The sequence below is a fragment of the Micromonospora sp. NPDC000442 genome (genome assembly GCF_042898635.1).
Taxonomy (GTDB): Bacteria; Actinomycetota; Actinomycetes; order Mycobacteriales; family Micromonosporaceae; genus Micromonospora.
In genome coordinates this window covers 42,503-63,177 of sequence record NZ_JBIAYZ010000026.1, presented here as the reverse complement: position 1 = coordinate 63,177, position 20,675 = coordinate 42,503, and the positions used below count along the sequence as shown (strand labels likewise).

Annotated in this window: 4 protein-coding genes and 2 pseudogenes; 2 read left to right on the top strand and 4 right to left on the bottom strand. The window is 71.1% G+C overall.

Features of this window, described 5'->3' with window-relative positions; genetic code table 11:
• Window positions 1-581: 581 nt before the first annotated feature.
• The gene (locus ACFY2A_RS27765) at window positions 582-833 is read right to left on the bottom strand and encodes an SCO4848 family membrane protein (protein WP_387175900.1); all 252 of its coding nucleotides are present in this window, start codon (window positions 831-833) and stop codon (window positions 582-584) included.
• A gap of 68 nt (window positions 834-901) precedes the next feature.
• On the opposite strand from ACFY2A_RS27765, the gene ACFY2A_RS27760 reads away from it, so the two are divergent.
• Window positions 902-1,444 carry a hypothetical protein gene (locus ACFY2A_RS27760; protein ID WP_387175898.1) on the top strand — a complete coding sequence of 181 codons (543 nt, stop codon included), beginning with the start codon at window positions 902-904 and terminating at the stop codon, window positions 1,442-1,444.
• Window positions 1,445-1,461: 17 nt separating this feature from the next.
• On the opposite strand, the gene ACFY2A_RS27755 is transcribed toward ACFY2A_RS27760, so the two are convergent.
• Together ACFY2A_RS27755 and ACFY2A_RS27750 are read right to left on the bottom strand one after the other, a co-directional pair.
• Window positions 1,462-2,304 (bottom strand): DUF6406 domain-containing protein, encoded by an 843-nt coding sequence (locus tag ACFY2A_RS27755; protein ID WP_387175896.1) that lies wholly within the window; start codon window positions 2,302-2,304, stop codon window positions 1,462-1,464.
• Between the two features lie 32 nt (window positions 2,305-2,336).
• Window positions 2,337-5,693 (bottom strand): annotated as a pseudogene (locus ACFY2A_RS27750) (C2 family cysteine protease); the annotation flags it as partial.
• Window positions 5,694-7,109: 1,416 nt separating this feature from the next.
• Between ACFY2A_RS27750 and ACFY2A_RS27745 the strand changes: the two are divergent.
• Window positions 7,110-7,850, top strand: a complete 741-nt coding sequence (locus ACFY2A_RS27745; protein WP_387175904.1) for a hypothetical protein — start codon at window positions 7,110-7,112, stop codon at window positions 7,848-7,850.
• Between the two features lie 2,955 nt (window positions 7,851-10,805).
• Here ACFY2A_RS27745 and ACFY2A_RS27740 read toward each other — a convergent pair.
• Window positions 10,806-19,892, bottom strand: a pseudogene (locus tag ACFY2A_RS27740) (toxin glutamine deamidase domain-containing protein); the annotation flags it as partial.
• Between the last annotated feature and the right edge of the window lie 783 nt (window positions 19,893-20,675).

Genomic DNA, 20,675 nt, shown 5'->3' with positions numbered 1-20,675 from the left:
CCCTGTTGAGTTCTCAAAGAACAACCACACACCATCAAACAACCCACCAAAGGGCCGCCATCCGGGGCACCACACCCGCCACAACCGCGCCGGGCACTTTTACTACGTTACCTCACCCTCTGCGGCGAGTCAAACCGGGTTGTCCCGGTCCGTCACGCTTCAGGCGGTTCGGCGTCCGCGATCGAGCGCAGCGGCTTCCCGCTTGACTCGGTCATCGGATTTGGCAGGCCGGCCGTTGCGGTTACCCGCACGCTCGCCCGGTTCCCTACCGATCGTGAACCTTACCCGGTCGGTTCCGCCCCACCAAATCCGCCCCTCGGCGGCCCGGTCGAGCCCCACCCGGCCGTGTCCACAGAGGAAACAGTCCCCTCGCGGACCCGGTGCCCGCCAGAACTTGACCCTCAGGGCTTTCGCCCTGTTTGCCCCGTTCCGCGCTGGCAGAGAGAAAGTTACGCGTCCGGCGGTTTGATCGTCAAATCGGCGCGGAGCGGTCCCCGTCACACCCGTTGTACCTCGCTCCCGGTGCGCCCTCTTCCCCTCCGCACGCCAGCAGAACGCGACCGGCCGATGGCAGGAGTGGCTCAACGCGTACCGCGTCGGGATGCCCGCCACCCACGAAGGCCCAGCAGCCCCACGGCCGTGCCGATAGCCAACGACGCCGCGATGAGCAGTGCGTGCACCCACAGGAAGGCGGTCGCCGGCCAGGCCCCGACGACTCCGCTCGACCAGGACCTCGGGTCGTTCCAGATGGCCACCGCGAACCTTGGCCAGATCACCCAGGTCCAGATCCCCACTCCGGTGAGGAACACTGCCCAACCGCGTGACAGCACCATGGTCGGCGAGTATGCCAGCGGCCGGACCGGGACGTCGGCGGAAGCGTCCGATCGGTACGGTGGTTCGCATGAACCCGCTGCTGAGCCGTACCAACGCGGAGGCGCACCTCTACATGGATCTGCATCCGTGCAGCTGCGGGGAGACGCGTTTCCCCCGGGAAAGTGCGGTAGTGGCGCTGGACGACGGTGACCTGGCCAGCCGGTACACGGGCGCCTGCGTCGGGTGCGGCCAGGAGCGGGAGTTCCTCTTCCGGCTACCGCCGGCGGCAACACCGGCTGGCGGTGGGTTCCGCTACGGCGGGGACGAACCCTCACAACTGCTCGACCCAGGCGAATGGCTGCTGGTCTCTGACGCGTACGCCGGTCAGGTGCCGGCCGAGCCCGGCGGCGGTGAGGCCGGTCAACGCGCCCGGGCCGCGCTGACCCGGGCCGTGGCCGCCCTCGATGAGGTCGGGAAGTTCATCCCGCCGGACGGGGCCGTCGTCCCCGCGAGCGCCTTCACCACCGACCGGGGCCGGCAGCTGCACCAGCGCGAGCCCGGCCGGTTCCGGCGAGACCGACTCACCGCCGTCCGCAACGCGTACGCGGGCATGCTCGCGCAGCTCGCCTGAAGCACCTCACTCCTCGGCTACCTCGGCCCGTCCTCGTAGTTGCGCGGGTCTGTGAAGGTTCCTGGCGGCATCATCTGCGCCGGCGGCAGGTCGTCCAGTTCCACCGGGGTCAACCGGCCGAGGAGGTATCCCATCGATCGAGCCACCCCTTGCAGCTTTCGTTCCCGGGCAGCCGAGGCGGCGAGGCCGGGAGGCCCAACCAGATCCATCTCGTGCACAAAGTAGACACTCCCGTCACTCGACTGCGTCGAGATGACCAAGAGGCCGCCGGACGGGTTGGCGATCACCAGCCAGTTCGGCGACAGCCAGGGATCCCGGTGTACGCGCTGAGCGTGCACCAGGTCGAACGGCGGGTACTCGGGATGTACCCCGAACAAGGGTCGCTCCGGCAACAGGCTGAACGGCACGCCGGGGATGTGATGCTCCACCTCCGGCTGCGCCCCGTTGTTCCGGCGTAGCCAGTCACGGTAGCTCGGCGGCAGCCGGACCCCGAGCGCAGCTTCCAGCGACTGGAGCTGTCCCTCGTCGAGTTGTCCGTACGGTCGCAGCCGGGCCCGCATCCACAGCCGCCCGGTGGGCGGATCCAGCACCTCGTCCTCGTCCACCCGACGGACGGTGACCTTCCACTCGTCCGCACTGGCCATGTCGAGATCCGCGAAGCGCCAGGTCTCTTCGCCAACTGGAAACGTCTCACCAAGAGTTACCTCATGGTGCGAGGAGTCCTCGCTCCAGTGGGGCATCACTATCATTTCGGCGTTGACCGGTGGTCCCACGTTCACCCATCGAACCGCTAGGCGAGCCTGTCCAACGTCGACCGGAACGTTGTTGCGGATCGACGCAATAGCGGTGAAGGAGCGCACGTGCTCTTCCCCCTGTCCTGTCGTTGGCACCGTCAGCCACCAATCATGTCGCACAGTGTGCGCTCGTCAGGCAGGGTGAAACCGAGTACCTCCCGGGCAATCCGCTCTGCCTCGATCCGGCCGACCGGCCGGTATCCGCCGGCACCGGACCGGCCGCCCTCGGCACCCCATTGGGCCGTTTGGTGCTCGTCTCCCCGGCTGACCATCACACGCAGACCGTTCACCGTACCGTCGACGCCGAGTAGCGCGAAGTAGCCGACAGTGGTCTCATCGTTCTCTAGGTAAGTGCGCCCAAAGGTACGCCGGCGGCCATGATCTTGATCGGCCTTACCGGCCTGCGGCGTGACTCCGTCGGGCCCGGTGGCAGTCGCGGGCGGCAGCAAATCCGACGACGTTGTGGGCGGACCAGCCCCACGTGCCGGCGAGGGCAATGCTGTGGAGTCGGCGTCCAGGTGCGCGTACTCGTTCACCATGAGGTTCAGGAATTCCCGAATCGGTACTGGGGCGGGATGATCCTGATTCCACGGGTTTCGGAGATGGACTCGTCCGTCGGTCACCGCCAACACCTCGTACGCGTGCCCGTGATGGAGCCCGTAAGGGAGCTGCTCCCGGATCTCCGGGGGGTAGTTCTCCTCGGCATCCGTACCGACGATCACTGGGCTCCCAGCAGCGATCAAAGCCTCGAGGCGCATCGCCACTGAGCCTTCCCGCCCGACCGAAGTGTCAAAAATCGACATACGACTCGGCGAGCCCGTCAACTGGGTCATAAGTTCCGCTTGCATTTGCGCGTCGCTGCCAACGTCCAAACGGGCATAGCCGGCCGGAGCTGCCCGATGCGGGTCACCCTTACCTTGCCAGATGGTCCAGCCACGCTGCCAAGCCTCGCGGCGCTCCGTGGTCCAGCTCTGGTCAAGAGCTGCTACCGCCTTCTCGAGGATGGCCGCCCAGCTTGTTCCGTTGAACGACTGGTCCGCGTAGGCGGAACGACCTGGTGCCATCGCCAACAGAGGAACATCCGGCTGTACGGTGATGCGGAGTCGCCGGCCGGTGGGGCCTGACGTGGCTCCACGGAGGAAGCTCTCGTGCAGCAGCACATCGACTGTGCCGTCCGCCTTCGGTTCGAATAGTTGAGTCAAAGCGTCGGGTCGATAAGCGGCAACGGCAGCCATAGTGGCAAGCATTCCGCAGTCGCCGAGCAGGCCCTGCCGCACCTGCTCCCGGCGCGGAGGTCCATCGAAAAGAGGAGCTGGTTGCCCCGTGCGGGCATCCAGCGCGCGACCATAGTTGACGGGATAATCCGGGTCCGGGTCCGGCAGGGTGACCCAGTTGGCGTCGACGATCACCTCGCCGGCCGCCACGGTCGGTGTGACCTCAGCCTCCGGTTCGGGCGGCATCAGCATCCGCAGCGCGTCGGTCAACGCATTCGGGACCAGCGCCATCACTCTCGCGTCGGTCACATATTGGAAGTCATGTGTGCTCAGAACTGAGACCGCCGCAGGATTCGATCCGTACGCCGCACCGAAGGCGGTGCGGACCCGGCTGCGGTCCTCGCGGAGCAACGCGTTCCGGCCGGACGGGGTGTTCAGGTCGTACGCGGGCGCCGACGTGTCCAGGGTGAACTCGGGGGCCCCTTCGAGGGTGTACGGGCGCAGGTCGAAGCGGCCGGTCAGGTCGACGTAGATACCCTCGGTGGCGAGCCGGTCGGCGAGGCGTGGGTCGACTCGGCGGACCTGGTCAAGCAGGTTCTGCGGCAGACCGATGAGCTGCCCGGCGAGGGCGGGCATCCGGGGCAGCGAGGACTGGTTCTGCTCCCCGTGTACGGCCAACTCCCGCAGCTTCGCGGCCAAGTCGGCAGCGGGCGGCGGCTGGAAGTCGGGAGCGAGTCGGCTGCGATAGTCGATCGCGCGGAACCGCTCGACCATCGTCTGGTCGGGGTTGACGGCCAGGGCACCGGCCACCGCCTCCGGTGTGATCACCGGCAGGCTCAGCTGCATCACCTGGGTCCACACATCAGCGGGTAGGACCGCGAGTCGGGCCGCTGCCTCGGGCGTACCCCAGCGGAGGCCCAGCCGGTCGACCAGGGTGTCGATCTCGGCTCGTAGGGCGAGCCGCGCGGCGGGATCGGCCTGCGGGTACCAAGCCGCCATCAGGCGCAGCTCGGCCAGCCGGCCCCGGTCCCGGACCGAGAGGCCGGCGGGGTCGATCGGCCCCTCCGCCGCGCCCTGGTCGAAGAGCCCGACGTGGGCGGCACCTGCCTCGTGCCGGGCCAGCAGTTCGGCGGCCTCGTGCGCCACCGCGCGGTCGACCGCCAGGTCCGAGGCACGGTCGGAGACGGTCAGGGTGAAGGTGCCGTCCAGGTTGCGGATTGTCTGTGCCACGACGCCGTTGGGGAGCGCGGCGGCGGTGACCCGGACGCGCAGCGGCTCCAGGCCGGGCGCGCGCAACTCGAACACGTCGGGGCCGACCGGCACGATCTGGTCCGCGCCGACCGGCTCCGCCAGGGCGGGTAGGACCGACCGGGCCCGGTCCACCACGGCCGGGGCATCGGCGACAGGACGGCCCTGCCCGTGGAACTCCGACCCGGGCAACGCGGCCACCGTGCTGCGTGCTGGCTCGACGTGGGCGTACCAGGGGCTCATCAGGTCGAGGAAGGCGCGCAGCGGCATCGGCGCGGGATGACGGGAGTTCCACGGGTTGCGCAGCTGCACCTCGCCGTTCGCCACCGACACGATCTCGTACGCGTGCCCCGCGATCAGCCCGTACGGTGGCTTGCCGCCCGGCTGGGCAGCGTAGGCGTTGGCCGGCCGGGTGCCGGTGATCAGCGGGCTGCCGGCGGCGAGCAGGGCCGTCAGTCGTGCCTCGGCGGCGGCCTCCCGGCCCGGTGTCGGGTCCAGTTCACTGACCCCGGTGGGCAGGCCGGTGAGCTGGCTGAGCAACTCCGCCTGCACCAGACGGCTGCTGCCGTTGTCGAGGCGGGCGTAGCCGAGCGGGGCCGCCTGCGTGGCGTCCACGCCCGGTCGGGCGGTCCACTGCTGCTGCCACTGGTCGTGGCGCTGCTGAGTCCAGGTACGGTCGATCGCCGCGATCGCCTTCTCCAGCAGCGACGCCCAGGACGCCCCGACCACGGACTGGTCGGCGTACGCGCTGTGACCGTTCGAGTTCGGGTGCAACGGCACGTCCGGGAAGACGGTCACCCGCAACTGTCGGCCGGTCGGTGTGATCGCGCGGTCGGGTCCGCTGGTCTCGTGCAGCAGCACGTCGACCGAGCCGTCCGGGTTCGGGTGGAACATCTGCGCGACGGTGTCCGGCAGTTGACCGGCAACCGAGCCGATCACGGCGATCATGCCGCAGTCGCCGAGCGCCCCCTGCTGCACGTCCTCCCGCTTCGGCGGTCCGTCGAACAACGGCGGCGGTTGTCCGGTACGGGCATCCAATGCCGGCCCGTAGACCGGACCCGGCTGGCTTGCCGACTCCGGTGGCAGGGTCACCCGGTCGGCTACGACCCGGATCTCTCCGGACGCCTCCTGCGTCGCGGAGTTTTCCACGGTGGCGGCGACGGTGGTCGCCGCCGGGGTGATGCTGCGCAGTGCCTCGGTCAGGACGTCCGGCACCAGCCCCATCCACCTGGCGGTGCCCTGGTAGTGGAAGTCGTGTCCGGTGAGCAGGGCGGCGGCCTGGTCGCCGCGGAGCCCGCGCAGCGAGGCCCGGGCCCGCTGCCGATCCTCGTGCAGTTGGGCGCGGCGCCCGGATTCGCTGGTCAGGTCGAACGCCGGGCGTGCGGCGCCGAGGTCGACGGCGGGCACGCTCGGCGCCATGTACGGGCGCAGGTCGTAGCGGCCGGTCAGGTCGACGTAGATGCCCTCGGTGGCGAGTCGGTCGGCGAGTTGCGGATCCACCGCCCGGATCCGGCCGAGCTGTGCCTGCGGGATGCCGACGATCTGCCCGGCGAAGGCGGGCATCCGCGGCATGCCGGACTGTGCATGCTCGGCCTCGGTCGCCAGTTCCCGCAGCCGGGCAACCAGGTCCGCCTGGAGCGGCACCTGGAAGTCCGGCGCCAGCCGGGCCCGGTAGTCGATCATGCGGATTCGCTCGACCTCGGTGAGGGTGGCGGCTCCGGCCAGCACCGTGGAGACCGCGTCGGGCGTGATCGACGGCACGCTGAGCTGCATCAGGTGCGCCAGCACGTCCCGGGGTAGGAGCGCCCACCGCGACCGGACGTCCGGGTCACCGACACGTAGGCCGAGGTGGCCGGCGAGGGCGTCGATCTCGGCACGCACGGCCGGTCGGGCGGCCGGGTCGGCGGCGGCGTACGTGGCGGCGAGCAGCCGGATCTCCGCCATCCGCCCCTGGTCGTGTGCGGTCAGCCCAGCCGGATCGATCGGGCCCTGCACGTTGCCCGGATCCAGCGGGCCGACAAGCGCCCGACCGGACTCGTGCAGCGCCGTCAGCTCGGCCACCTCGTGCGCGAGCGATCGGGCCACCACCGGGTCGGCGGCCCGGTCGGAAACGGTGACGGTGAAGGCGCCGTCCGGGTCGCGGTGCGACCGGGCCACCAGGCCGTCACTCAACGGACCACTGGTCAGCCGTACGGTCAACGGGTGTTGTCCGGCAGACCGGATCTCGAAGAGATCCGGTCCGACCGCGACCACCGCGTCCACCTGGGCGTACTGCGCCACCTGTGGCAGCGCGGACCGGGCAAGATCCAGCACCGCCGTCGGGTCGGCCACCGGCCTGCCCAGACCGTGGAAGGTGGAGCCCGGAACGGCACCGGCAGTTATCGAGTCAGCCGTCGATACGCTGGCGTCATGGCCACGCCCGCCGACCTCTACGCCGCCATCCTCGCCGACCCCGACGACCTCGACCTGCGGCGACACTACGCCGACGCCATCGAGGCCACCGACCCCGAGCGCGCCGAGCTGATCCGTCTCGACGTGGCGGGTGCCGACGGCAGCAGGGAGATGCTGTTCCTGCACCGGCGGATCCACCAGCGCCTCGCCGCTCCCGTCGCTCACCTGCTCGTCGACTGGAGAATCCGCAACGGTCTGGTCGAGTCGGTCACCATGACCGCCCGTACCTTCATCGACCGGGGCGAGGAGGTCTGGGCCAACCATCCCGTCCGCCACCTGGTGCTGGTCGAGGCTGCCGGGCTGACGGCGGAGGTCGCCCAGGTCGCCTGCCTCAACCGTCTGGTCGCCCTCGACCTGCGTGGCAACCCGATCGGTGACGACGGGCTCGCCGCGCTCGTCGACTCCCCTCATCTGGGTCGGCTGCGGTGGCTGGGTCTGGCGCGCTGCGGCATCGGTCCGGCCGGGGCGGAGGCCCTCGCCGCCAGCCGCAACCTGCCCGGTCTGCGTTTCGTCGATCTCCGGCGTAATCCCGTCGAGGTCACCGCCCAGGGGCACGGGCAGGGTATCGACGGGCGGCCCACCGAGGTCGAGTTGCCCCCGCTCGGTCGGGAGTTGGTGGCCCGGTACGGCCCGCTGCCCTGGCTCGATGTCCAATGGGGCTGGAGGTTGTACAGCACGGCCCTCTGGGACGAGGTCTGAAGGCGAGTCCAGCGGTGCGGAGCCGCCACCAGCGGGCGGCGGCACGGGCGGGATGCCACGGTTCGCCTCAGCGATCCGCTGGGCGTGGAAGCGGATGCTGGGCGGGATGCCCCGCGAGTCGGCTGGCAGCCCCGCTGCCTGACGCAGGACCACATCCATCATGCCCTCGTCGACCCTGGCCAGGAGCGCCCCGGCCACCCCGGCACCGCCGAGGACTCTGAGCTGGCCACTGGGGTCCTGTAGCCCGAGCACGTCAGGGACAGGGTTCGTCGTCCGGATCGCCGGTCCCTCAAGAGCCGCCAACTCCACCTCGGAGAGCAGGCTGTGGACGCCACCGGGCAGCCGGGGTTCCTGCCCGATCGAGAGCACCACCCGGTCGTAGACCTGCTCGGTGCCGTCGCTGAACCCGACGACGAACGCTCCGTCAACGGTGTGCCGGATGCCGACGACGCTGCGCAGCGACATGTCCGACACTCGGGCCCGGGCAGCGTCTGAATACGCACCGAGGCCGGGCAGGTTGTTACGCCGATTGTCACCGCCGCTGAAGCTGAACTCCAGTTGCGCTCGGGCGTCAACGGCGGGATCACCCGTCACCCGATCGGCCGGTAGCGGCCTGGCCTGGGCCGACCAATCGATACGCTCGGCCGTGGAGGCTGCGGCCTGCTCGATGTCCCACGCGCCGGACGGGCCTGCGCCGTAGACCAGCACCCGATCGCCCGGCTGGTAGGTGTCGGCCAGGTTCTGCCCACCGAAGTCGACAGGCGGCGCGGCCGGGCGGGGGTCGGAGAACGAGCCGTCCGGGGCATGGCCGAGCCGGGCGGCCACCTCCTCGGGCAGCGTCCGTGGATCCACCGGGTCCCCCGCCGGGCCCTGGACCTGCCCGGTCAGGATGTTGACGGCGAGGCCGGAGGACGGGTCGGTGACAAGCGGATCCGTCGGCCGACCACCGAGATCGGTAAGCAGCGGCAGGTCCGAGGCACCCGTACCGGTGCCACCGAGGACGGCCCGGACGGTCGGGGGGAGTCCGTCCGGGTCGACGACCGCACCGGCGGGGTCATGGAACACCGGCCCGTTCCCGGACCGGTCCACGCGGTAGCCGGTGGTCGGGTCGACGTACTGGCCGTCGGTGGTGGTCGGTGCGCTCGGCACTCGGGAAGGGCCGGGGCCGGTCGCGATGTCGAGCGATGCGGTGAAGACCTCCCGCCCGCCGATGGTCACCCGGAAGTTCGCGCCGGCGGGCCACCCGGCGGCGTCGGCCGGGCGAGGCGTGATCGAGGTCGCCAGGCCCTGGTAGGTGGGCATGCCGCTGAGTGCCCGGGCCGCACCCACCGCGTCGGCGAAGACGTCGGAGGGGGTGAACCCGGTGCCTTCCTCGGCGAGGTCGGACGGTTGGAACGGCAGCCCGGGAAGCTCCAGCTCCGAGGGGACCTGCCCCATCAGCAGCGTCTGCCGCTCCGCCCACGGGTCGTGTCCCTGCGAGACGCAGAGCACGGGCGGGAGGCCGGTCCCGGGGTCGGCGGGGGCCGCCAAGGTGACGAAGTCGGCGGTGGCGGCCCAACCTCCACCGATCACCAGCCGACCGAAGACGTGGTCGGGTGCCGCGTCCAGCGCGGAGTCCACCCTGGCGGTCAGCGCGAGGTCAGCCTCGTCGCGCAGGGCGGTGGCCTGCTGGGCCCAGACCCGGGCTTCGGCGCGGACGGCCGACTGCGCGGCCCGCAGCTCCGCGACGAACTGTCGCCCGTCGCTCTGCGCGAGCCCGACCAGGCTGTCGACCTCCGGGGCGAGGGCACCGAGGTGGTTCCGGATCAGATCCAGGCGTGCCCGGGCTGCCTCCGGCCCGACCATCGGCACGTTGTCGCCGTGTCCGTGCACGGTGGCTGCGGGTTCCTGCTCCAGCAGGCCGGAGGAGACGAGCAGGCTCAACGCCTCGGCTCGTAGTTGACCAGCCCGAGCCGGATCGGAGGTGGCAGAGCTGTCAGTGAGCACCACCCGCAGTTCGGCGAGGCGGCCGATGTCCCGCGCGGTGAGGGTCCGGCGACCGTTGCCCTCCGGCTGAGCACCCTCGGCGAGCGCCGTGGTGGCGTCGACGCGCAGCCCCACGGACCGTTCCTGAGCGACGGTGTCCACCTCGGCCAGGGCCGCGGCCACCGCGCGGCGGACGTGGTCCGGGTGCGCCCCGGTCGACACCCGCACCACCGCACCGTCGGCGTGGTACTGAACGGTGGCGACGGGTACGAGCGGCACGTCAAGAACAGGGGCGGCCAGTTCGATGCGTACCCGATAAGGGCCGTCGATCGTGTCCAGGGTGACGGTACCGGTGGCCGGGTCGACGTGCGCGCCGTCGGGCAGCGCCCCGCCGTCCACGGCGGCCTGGATGGCTTCTCCGGTCCGCACGGGGTCGGCGTCGAGCAGCGCGCCGCCGAAGGTCGTACCGGCGGCGGCCCGCCGGAGATCGGGCCCGTCGGCGTCGGTCGTGGGGTCGGCGCCGGGCCCTGGCGGGTCACCGGGGCCGGTGGACCCGGTGTCCCCGGTCGCTTCGTCCGACGGCGTCGAGCCGCCGTTTCGGGTCAGGCCGTCGGGTCCGCCTCGGGCCACACCTGCCGGCCCTTGATCCTGCCCTCGCGTCGTGCCTGCGCGTACTCCTCCATCACCCGACGCGGCGGCAGGCTGGTGTGTGCTGTGATCACTCCCGACCGGTCGATGATGTAGCTCCCCTGGCCCACGTGCATCCCCGAGGCCCGCTCCTGCTCCGAAAGTCTCTCCCGGGCCAGCCAGCCGAACTCGAACTCCCGAAGCACGATCGGATTCCCGGTCCGCAGCAGTCGGCTGATCAGCGTCAGCGCCTCGTCCTCGGTCAACTCGCCCCTCTCCGTCAGGCACCATCATCGCCCACAGGGCGTGGGTTTCCCGCACATCGGCGGCCGGCATCTCCGCCGACGTCGTCCCGGTCTGCGGATCCCACCACACCGGCGCGTCGGTGCCCGCCGGGAAAACGATCACGAAGGCGTGTGAGCCGTCGACCTCGGGTTGGCCGGTTTCGTCAAGGACCACGTTCCCGGCCGCGTCCAGGAACAGCCAGTCCGCCACCACCAGCGCGGACGCTCCCGGGCCGGCGTCCGCGACCTGCCGATAGAGGTCCGCGTACTGGCCGGCCACCGCGTCGGTGCGGGCGGACAGGTCCGTCGGCAGGTTGGCGGTACCACCGAGCCACTGCCCACCGAGCCACGCTTCGGCGCGTTCCAGTCCGCCCCGCTCGCCGGAGACGCGGTCGATCGAGCCGTCGTCGAACCGGTCCGCCCAGCGCGGCACGGACACCTGCGGATCGCCGTGGAAGCTGGCCAGTGCCGCAAGCGACGAGTCGAGGCAGTTGTTGGAGCGGCCGGGCTGCTCCGGTCCGCCGTCGTTGACCAGTTGCCCGTACGGGTGGGTCGACGGATCCGCGAAGACCGCGTACCCCTGTGGGGTCTCCAGGCTCGCCGCGAGATCGTCCTGGAAGCGTGGGTCCTCCAGCGGTGCCAGCTCGCCCGGGCCGAACCGTCGGCTCTCCGGTAACGACGGGGCGGGGGTGGTGGTGACCGCGCCGTCCGTCGATACGCTGCCGTCATGGCCACGCCCGCCGACCTCTACGCCGCCATCCTCGCCGACCCCGACGACCTCGACCTGCGGCGACGCTACGCCGACGCCATCGAAACCGTCGATCCCGAGCACGCCGAGCTGATCCGCCTCGACCTCGACGGTGGGAGCACCCCACGACGTCTGCTGCTCGGGCGAAGGGTCGGACCACGGCTCGCCCGGCCGGTCGCGCAGCTGGTCGACGCCTGGCGGCTGCGGCGCGGTTTTGTCGAGTCTGTCACCATGCGCGCCGACGCCCTCCTCGACCACGGGATCGAGGTCTGGCGTGCCGTTCCCGTCCGTCACCTGGTGCTGACCGATGCCGCCGGACACGCCGCCGACATCGCCGACTCGCCCCTGCTGGGGAGCCTGGTCGGACTGGACCTGGGCGGAAACCCCATCGGTGACGCCGGCGTGCGGCACCTCGCCGGTTCCGGTCGTCTGGGCCGACTGCGCTGGCTCGGTCTGTCCCGTTGCGACGTCGGTGCCGAGGGGGCCGAGGCGCTGGCCGCCAGCCGCAACCTCCCCCGCCTGCGCTACGTCCAGTTCGACCGCAACCGGGTCGAGATCCTGCCGTACGGCATCGGCCAGGACATCGACGGCAGACCGATCGGGGTCGAGGTGCCCGCTCTCGGGCAGCGTCTCATCGACAGGTACGGACCGCTGCCCTGGCTCGACGTCCGCTGGGCCTGGGAGGGTCCCCCGAGATACCACGACGTCTGAGGCGTCCGGACCGGACGGGGGACCGGGTACGGTCGGGCCGTCACCTGGTGCGGCCGGCGGTGCCGGCCGGTTGGCCTCGGCGATCCGTTGAGCATGGAACCGGATGCTGGGCGCGATGCCCCGGGAGTCGTCAGGTAGCGCGTTGGCCTGAGCGGTCAGGAGGGCACGAACCTCCGACGGGGTGGACGTCTCGGCGACCACACCCGGGGCGACACTGGCCGCGCCCAGGACACGGAGCCGCCCCGAGGCGTCCCGAAGGCCGAGCACGTCGGTTTCGGCATCCGGAACGGCCACCGGTCCGTCCAACGGCTCCAGACCGAGCCCGGAGACCAGGTTGGCGACACCGCCCGGGAACTCGGCCGCCTGGCCGATCGAGAGCACCACCCGGTCGTACGTCTGTCGACTGCCGTCGGTGAACTCCACCAGGAAGCCACCGTCGACGGTGTGCCGGAGGCTGACGATCTCCCGCAGTGAGCGTTCGACCTGACTCTGCACCGAGTCGGCGTAGGCACCGACATCGGGCAGCGTGTTCCGCCGGTTGTAGCCACCTCCGAAGCTGTGCCGCAGGCGTGCCTCCGCGTCCTGGGCCGGATCACCGGTGAGCTGGTCGGGCGGCGGGTCCGTCGCCCGCGCCGACCAGTCGACGCTCGCGGCGGCCGACGCCACCGCCTGTTCGATGTCCCACGCGCCAGAGGCGCCCGCGCCGAAGACCAACACCCGGTCACCGGGGCGGTAGGCGTCGGCGAGGTTCTGCCCGCCGAAGTCGACCGGCGGCGCGGACGGCCGGGGATCGCGGAAGGACCCGTCCGGAGCGAAGCCCAGCCGGGCTCCGACCTCGGCCGGCACGGCATCGGCGTCCACCGGCGTGCCGGCGGGGTCGAGAACCTGACCGGTCGTGACGTCCACGGCGTACCCGGACGTCGGGTCGACCACCAGCGGATCGGTGGGTCGCCCGGTCAGGTCCGCGAGCAGCGGCAGATCCGACCGGCCGGTGCCGGGGCCACCGAGGACGGCCCGTACGGGCGGCGGCACGCTCTCCGGTGCGATCAGGTTGCCGGCCGGGTCCTGGAACACGGATGTGCTGCCGGAGCGGTCGACCCGGTAGCCGGTGGTCGGGTCGACGTACGTGCCGGTGGCGTCGGTTGGCACGCTCGGCACCCGGGACGGTCCCGGCCCGCTGGCGATGTCGACGGAGGTGGTGTAGATGTCCCGGCCGTTGACTGTCACTCGGAAGTTGGCGCCGTCGGGCCAGCCCGTGGCGTCGGCCGGTCGGGGCGTGATCGAGGTGGCGGTGCCCTGGTAGGTCGGCATGCCGGAGAGCGCCCGCGCCGCGCCCACCGCGTCGGCGAAGACGTCGGACGGGGTGAACTGGGTGCCCTCCTCGGCCAGGTCGCCCGGCTGGAACGGCAGGCCGGGCAGCTCCAGTTCCGACGGGATCTGTCCCATCAACAGGGCCTGGCGTTCCGCCCACGGGTCGTGTCCCTGCGAGATGCAGAGCACCGGCGGCAGGCCGTGGCCGGCGTCCGCCGCGGCCCCCATGGTGACGAAGTCGGCGGTCGCGGCCCAGCCACCACCGATGACGAGGCGGTCGAAGACGTGGTCGGGCGCCACGCCCAGGGTGGCGTCCACCCTGGCGGTCAGCGCGAGGTCGGCCTGATCACGCAGTTCGGTGGCCTGTTGAGCCCAGGCCCGCGCCTCGGCGCGGACAGCCGATTGGGCCACCCGAATGTCCGCCACGAGCTGCTGCCCGTCGCTTTGCGCGAGCCCGATCAGGCTTTCCACCTCGGCGGCGAGCGGGCCCAGGTGATGGTGGATCAGGTCGAGGCGGGCGCGGGCCGCCTCCGGCCCGACGACCGGCGTGTTGCTGCCGAGCCCGTGCACGAGGTGCGCCGGTTCCTGTTCGAGGAGGCCGGAGGCGACGAGCAGGCTCAGCGCCTCGGCGCGTAGTTGACCGGAGGTTCCCGGGTCGGTGGCCGTCGCGCTGTCGGCGAGCACCACCCGCAGCTCGGCCAGCTGGCCGATGTCGCGCGCGGTCAGCACGCGGGTGCCGTCACCCTCCGGTCGGGCACCCTCAGCGAGTGCGGTGGTGGCGTCGAACCGCAGCCCCTCGGCCCGTTGCTGGGCGATCGTGTCCACTTCGGCCAGGGCCGCCGCCACCGCCCGCCGGACGTGGTCCGGGTGGGCGCTCGTTGACACCTGTACGACGGCCCCGTCGGTGGTGTAGCGGATGGCGGCCACCGGCGCGGCCGACGCGTCGGCCGCGACCGGGGTCAACTCGACGCGTACCGGATAGGGGCCGTCGGGGGTGGTCAGGGTGACCGTGGCGGTGGCCGGATCGGCACTTGCTCCGTCAGGCAGTGGCCCTGCGGTAAGGGCCGCCTCGACGGCGCTCGAGGTCCGCCCAGGGTCGGCGTCGAGCAGCGCGCCACCGAAGGTCGTACCGGCTGCCGCCTGCCGTAGGTCGGGGCCGTCCGGGTCGGCCGCGGGCCTGGAATCGCCAGGCGGTGGTGGGCCGTCGACGCCCGATGGCGCGACCTCCCCGGCCGTTTCGACCGGCGGCGTCAGGCCGTCGGTTCCTCCGTCGGCCAGACCTGCCGACCCGTCATCCGGCCCTCCCGGCGGGCCTGCGTGTACTCCGTGATCAGCAGCGGTACCGGCAGACTCATCTGGACTGTGATCACTCCCGTCCGGTCGATGATGTAGCTCCCGTGGCCCAGTTGCCTGCCCTCCGTCCGTTCCTGTGGTGACAGCTGCTCCTTCGCCAGCCAGCCGAACTCGAACGGATGCAGCTCGATCTCGTTCGCCGTGCCCAGCAGGCGTCTGATCAGCGTCAGCGCCTCGTCCTCCGTCATTCGAAACCCTTTCCGCCATGGTCTCCATCGACCACAGCGCATACGTCTGCGACAGGTACGCGGCCGGGGGCTGCGGCCACGTCGTCCCTCGTTGCGGATCCCACCAGACCGGCCCGTCGGCGCCCTCCGGAAACACCACGACGAAGGCGTGCGAGTCCTGAACCTGCACCTGTCCCCGGTCGAGGACGAGTTCACCGGTGCGGGGATCCGTCCTGACCCATTCCGCCACGACGAGGGCCGCCGAACCCGGACCGGCCGCCGCGACACGCTGATGAAGCTGCGCGTACTGGTCGGCCACCGCCGCCGCGTGCTCGGCCGGGGTCGTGGGCAGCCCCTCCGACCCGCCGGACCAGTCCACGCCGAGCCATTCCTCGGCTCGGTCGAGCCCACTCGCCTCGCCGGTGACGGTTTCGATCGAGCCGTCCGGACGGGTGTCCGGCCACCGGGGGAAGGACACCCGGGGGTCTCCGAAGAAGCTGGACAGCGCCGAGAGCGCGGAGTCCAGGCAGTTGTTGGCGCGCCCTGGCTGGCTTGGGCCACCGTCGTTGACCAACTGTCCGTACGGGTGGGTGGACGGGTCCGCGAACAGGAGGTACCCGTCCGGCGTACGCAGGCTCTGCTCGACGTCCCACTGGTGACCCGGATCCTCCAACGGTGCCAGCTCACCCGGCCCGAGCCGCCGGGTCTGCGCCAACCCGTGGTCGGTGTCGAGCGGCACCGACGACGGGATACCAGGCCCATCCGGCGAACCCGGACCGACGTCGCTCTGCTCCCCCGGGTGGTTTTGAGCACCTGGGACGTCTGCGGTCAGACCGCCGAGCGGCAGATCTCCGTCAGCTCGTCCTCCGTCGGCAACGGCACCGTCGTGAAGTGCGCCACCTGGCGCTCCGCCGTCGCCCGGTCGACCTGCTGAATCTCGTGACGTTCCGGATTCGCCCACAGGATCGCCGCCGCCACGTCCGGACGGAACGTCCACGCCTGCTTCGGTCGGTCCCAGATCACCGCCTGGGTCGGCCCGGTGCTGTCCGCCTCCGCGATCAGGTTTACCGGCGGGCCGTCCGGATCCTCCGGTTTCCGGAGGAGGAAGTAGCCGAACGTCAGCGGTGCCATGCACGCTCCCCATCAGGTCAGGGTCCAGACCCGGCAGGTCGGACGCGGCCAATCCTCGCGCGGCGAGCACGTCGGCGAACGTCAGGCCCTGCTGCCCGAGCCAGTCGAGGTACGACTCCCGGATACTCGCCTGCCGTGCCGAAGCCATCCACTTCGCGAAGCTGGTGTCCTTCGGCGTGTCGAACCGGGCGCTGTCCATGCCCCCCGGCATGCTCGCCGCGATGCCGTTGGCCTTGTTGACCGCCAGGATGTCGAGGAACGCGTGTACGCGGGCGGCCGGCGACTGCGCCGGGTCGCGCATCACCTCGTACTGGTCATGGGTCTGCTTGCCGACGTTGTAGCTGGTGTCGGTCGGGAACTGCAGCTCGAAGGTCCGCCCGGACGGTGCCGTGAGCGTGCAGTTCAGACCGAAGAAGCGGTTTCCAGGGTGCCAGAAGTTCTTCAGGTCGGTGACCTGGTAGCCCTGGGCCTCCAACGAGGCGAGCAGCGCGTCCACCGCCGGCCCGTACGCCTCGGACTCCGGTCCCCGCACCGAGAACCGCACCACGTCGTTGACGGTGTCCAGCGCCGAACCGATGTCGTACCCGAGGGGCTCCAGCTCGGTGCGGTACTTGCGGGCCAGGGACTCGGCGCCCTTGACGCGGTGCTGCTCGCCGAGCGTGCTGAGCGCGTCCGTGCCGGTCAGTCCGAGCTGCGCGTTCACCTCGGCGTTGACGCTGTGCAGGTCGGCCAGGATCTGGTCGGCCTCGGTCCGCGCCTCGGTCAGGGCGTCCAGCAGGGTGGCCCGGTCGGTGTCCGGCAGCCCGTCCAGGTATGGACTTGCGGCAGGATCGCCGTCCGGTGCGGCGCCAGCGTCACTCAGTCCGCCGGATCCAGGATCGGCCAGACCTGCCGGCCGGTGATCCGGCCCGCCCGGCGGGCCGCCGCGTACCGTTTCATGATCAACGGTGGTGGCAGGCCGGGATGCACGGTCACTACTCCCGTCTGGTCGATGATGAAGACCCCTTGGCCCAGTTGCCGGCCCTGCGTCCGCTGCTGCGGGGAGAGCGTCTCCTGGGCTGCCCAGCCGAATTCGAACGGGAACACCGCCACCGGGTTGTCCGTCCCCAGCAGCGTGGTCATCAGTTGCCGGGCTTCCTCCCTGCTCATCGGCATGGGCGGGCTGCACCTCCATCGACCACAGGTTGTGCGTCAGTTCAACATAGTCGCCCGGCAGCGGATCAGTGGTGGTGCTACCGAACTGCGGGTCCCACCACACCGGCCCGTCCGCGCCCTCCGGGTAGACGAGCAGGAAGACATGCTCACCGGCCGGCTGCGTGTTGCCCTCGGCGTCGAGCAGAGGGTCGCCGGTGTTCTCGTCGAACTGGACCCAGTCGACGGCGACGACCGCGGCCGCGCCCGGGCCGGCGTCACGAACACGTTGGTAGAGCTGCTCGAACTGGTCAGCCAACGCGGCCGACCGCTCGGCGGGCGTACCCGGTAGGACGTCGTTGTCGCCGGTCCACTCGCCACCGATCCAACTCTCGATCCGGCCGAAGCCGTTCAATTCGCCGAGCGTCGTGTCGACGGTCCCGCCGTCGACCCGGTCCGGCCAACGCGGATGCGAGACCTGCGGATCGCCGTAGAAGCTGGCCAGCGCCGCGAGGATGGTGTCGACACAGTTGTTGGCCCGGCCGGGCTGATCCGGCCCGCCGTCGTTGATCAGTTGACCGTACGGATGGGTCGACGGGTCCGCGAAGACCTCATACCCCTCCGGGTTTCGGAGGCTGTCCTCGACATCCTCCTGGTACCGCGGATCCTCCAGCGGCGCCAACTGCTCCGGCCCGAACTGGCGCGTGTCCGGCATCGGCCAGCCCCGCATGTCCGGCCAGGCCCCCGGTGCGGAGTTCCCGTCTGCGTTCGGACTCGGCTCGCCCTCGCGGCTCGGGCGGGGATCACCCTCGGGGTTCGAGCTGCCCGGCGTCACGTCCGAGTCACTCGGGGCTGCCGGCGTCCCGTCGGAACTGTTCGGATCGGCCGGCGGTCCTTCCGGGTTGTTCGGGTCGGCCGGTGTCCCGTCGGGACTGGTCGGGTCGCTCGGCGTACGGTCGGGGTTGTTCGGGTCGGCTACTGCGCCGGGCCGGCCGGTCGGAGAGTTCTGGTCCCGACCTCCCGCCGGCACGTCCGCGGTCGAGGCCGGTGGGACCGGAGCCGGTGTGTTGGCTTCGGGCACCGCCTGGCCAATCGGATCACCTTCGGCATCCAGCACGATCGACCAGACATCGCCCACCTGGTCGGCGTACAGCGGGTCGCCGTCAGAGATGCTCCGACGCTGGCCGTCCACCCAGATGACCGTGCCCTCGTGGTTCACCGCGTTCCACGTGTGCGGCCGACCACTACCATCCGGCGAACTCCCGATGATGATTGCCGCAGCACCGGGCCCAGCCGCTCGGAGAGCTTCAGCGACGGTGTCCAAGGCGGGAGCACCGCTGCCCTGATGCCCGAAGCTGGACCGCAACGCCTGTTCCTGCCGGGCCGTGCTGCCCCGCTCCGACGCGGCTGACGGGACCGTCGGCGCCGCTACCTCGGGACGGCCGTACCAGGCCGACAGGACGGACAGCCCAACATCGGCGCAGTTCGTGCTGCGTCCCGGGGCGGTCGGCCCACCATCGTTGAGCCGCCCGGCCCATGAGCCGACACGCGGATCCGGGTGGACCGCTGGTCGTCCTGTGGCTGGGTCCCGAGGCAGGGCCGCGTCGAGTGCATCCTGGTCGGCTTGGTCCGGCGGCACCAGACCCTCTGGCTGTCCGTACGGTCGGCCGGCGCTCAGCGGGGGCCCGTTGCCCACCACACCGGGTACAGGCGGCTGGTAGACAGTGACGTCACGATCCGGGTCGGTGATCGGGTCGATGTTGAACTCTGGCAGGACATGCGCGCACGATCGACACGGCGGTCGGTATCGCCCAAGCTCATACGTGACGCCGCCAGACCGAGCAGTGGCGATCTGATGTGTCACAATCTTGGCGCCCTGCAAAGAGTCCAGAGCGTACTGCTCGAAGTTGCCCGGCTCCCCCGCGTTTCGCCATTGCTGTTCAAGTAGGTAGAGCTGGTCGGAGACCAAGGCAACCTCGGCGCATTTGCCATGTCCGCCGCCCTTACGCGTACCAAGCTTCGCCGCAGCACGGTCAAGCGCTGCCTGCAGGAGCGGATGCACTGCCGGTTGGGTGGCCGGATTGGTGCTCTTGTCGGCGGTCATGCTGGTGTGCGTGGTGATGCTGCCGTCAGGCATCAGCAACGCACCGGCCATGCCGGGCTGCTTGCTCTTGGATATCGTCCCTGCCTTCACCTCCCGTCGGACGGTCTCGGCCAGCGTCCGTGACGCCTCGATCAGCGCGCGCTCCGCTTCGGGGCCGTTCGGGTCACCGTCAACCGACGTCGGATCCAGTTGCCAGCTGTGGGTACCGCGTCCGGTTGGTCCCTCAGACCGTTTGAGGGTCTGCGGGTCGACCGGGCCGGTCGCTGTCTCAGGGCCGGGGTTTGTCGGCCCGCCGTGGAGGGTGCCGCTGCTGGTTGGCACCGGGATCACGACCGGCCCGTCGGTGGTCCGCTGAGCCGGATCGGTGCTTTCGGGGTTCTGATCCGTGGTCGGGTCGGCAGTGGGAGTGGTGTCGAGGGAGGGCGTCGTCGGCTCGATGCCCGCCGTCTGTGCCGGCACCGTCGGGGTGAGTGGGTCTGCTGGCGCAGGTGTCGCGTCCGGCCGAGCCATGGACTGCGCCGGTTGGGCCGGGGTGGCCTGCTGGGCGGGCGTACCCGGCTGCTGGGTGGGACCGGCCTGCTGGGTGGGACCGGCGGGCTGGGCAGGGTTCGTCGTGGTCGGGCCCGCAGCGGGCGCGAGGGAGATCGAGCCTGCCGTGTTCGCCGCTGTCGGATTGACCGCCGGTCCGACCGGCGTGCCCCGGCCGGGTGTCGGTTGCGTGGTGGTGTTGCCGGAGGGCTGCTGGGTGTTCGTGCCCGTGCTCGGTGTGCCGGTCGTGGTCGGCGTCGAGGTGTTCGGAGTGTTCGCCACCTGCGGGCCGGTCGTGGCGGGTGTACCGGTGGTGGGCGTCGGGTTCGTTGCGGTGGTCGGTCCCGCGGGCGCGGCCGTGCCGGGAGGCGTCCCTACCGCCGGGGCGGTTGGTGGCGTCGTCACCGGGGCTGTCGTACCCGGTAGGACGGTGGGTGGCGCATCCGTGGAGACGGACGGGCCGGCGGTGTCGACCGGCCCTCCGTCGGTGACGTCAGCTGGCGGGCTGTCGGCCACCGTTGCACCGGACCCGGTCGAGCCGTCGGCGGGTGGTGCGGCGGTGACGTCCACCGGTGGGCCCGCGGCCAGCCGACCGTCGGTCTGAGCCGTCGCCTCGCTCGTCGTCCGGTCGCTGACGCTGGTGTCGGTGTTGGTACTCGTGCTGGTCCGGTCGGTGCCAGGTGATTCGGCGACCGGCGCACTCCGGCCTTCCGGCCCGCCTTTCTGGTCGTTGGTGGCGGTGCCACCATCCCCGACGCCGTCGCT

Excerpts from the sequence above, each read along its gene's own strand:
- ACFY2A_RS27745 (WP_387175904.1), top strand. The coding sequence starts at position 7,110 with ATGGCCACGCCCGCCGACCTCTACGCCGCCATCCTCGCCGACCCCGAC.
- ACFY2A_RS27765 (WP_387175900.1), bottom strand. The coding sequence starts at position 833 with ATGGTGCTGTCACGCGGTTGGGCAGTGTTCCTCACCGGAGTGGGGATC.
- ACFY2A_RS27760 (WP_387175898.1), top strand. The coding sequence starts at position 902 with ATGAACCCGCTGCTGAGCCGTACCAACGCGGAGGCGCACCTCTACATG.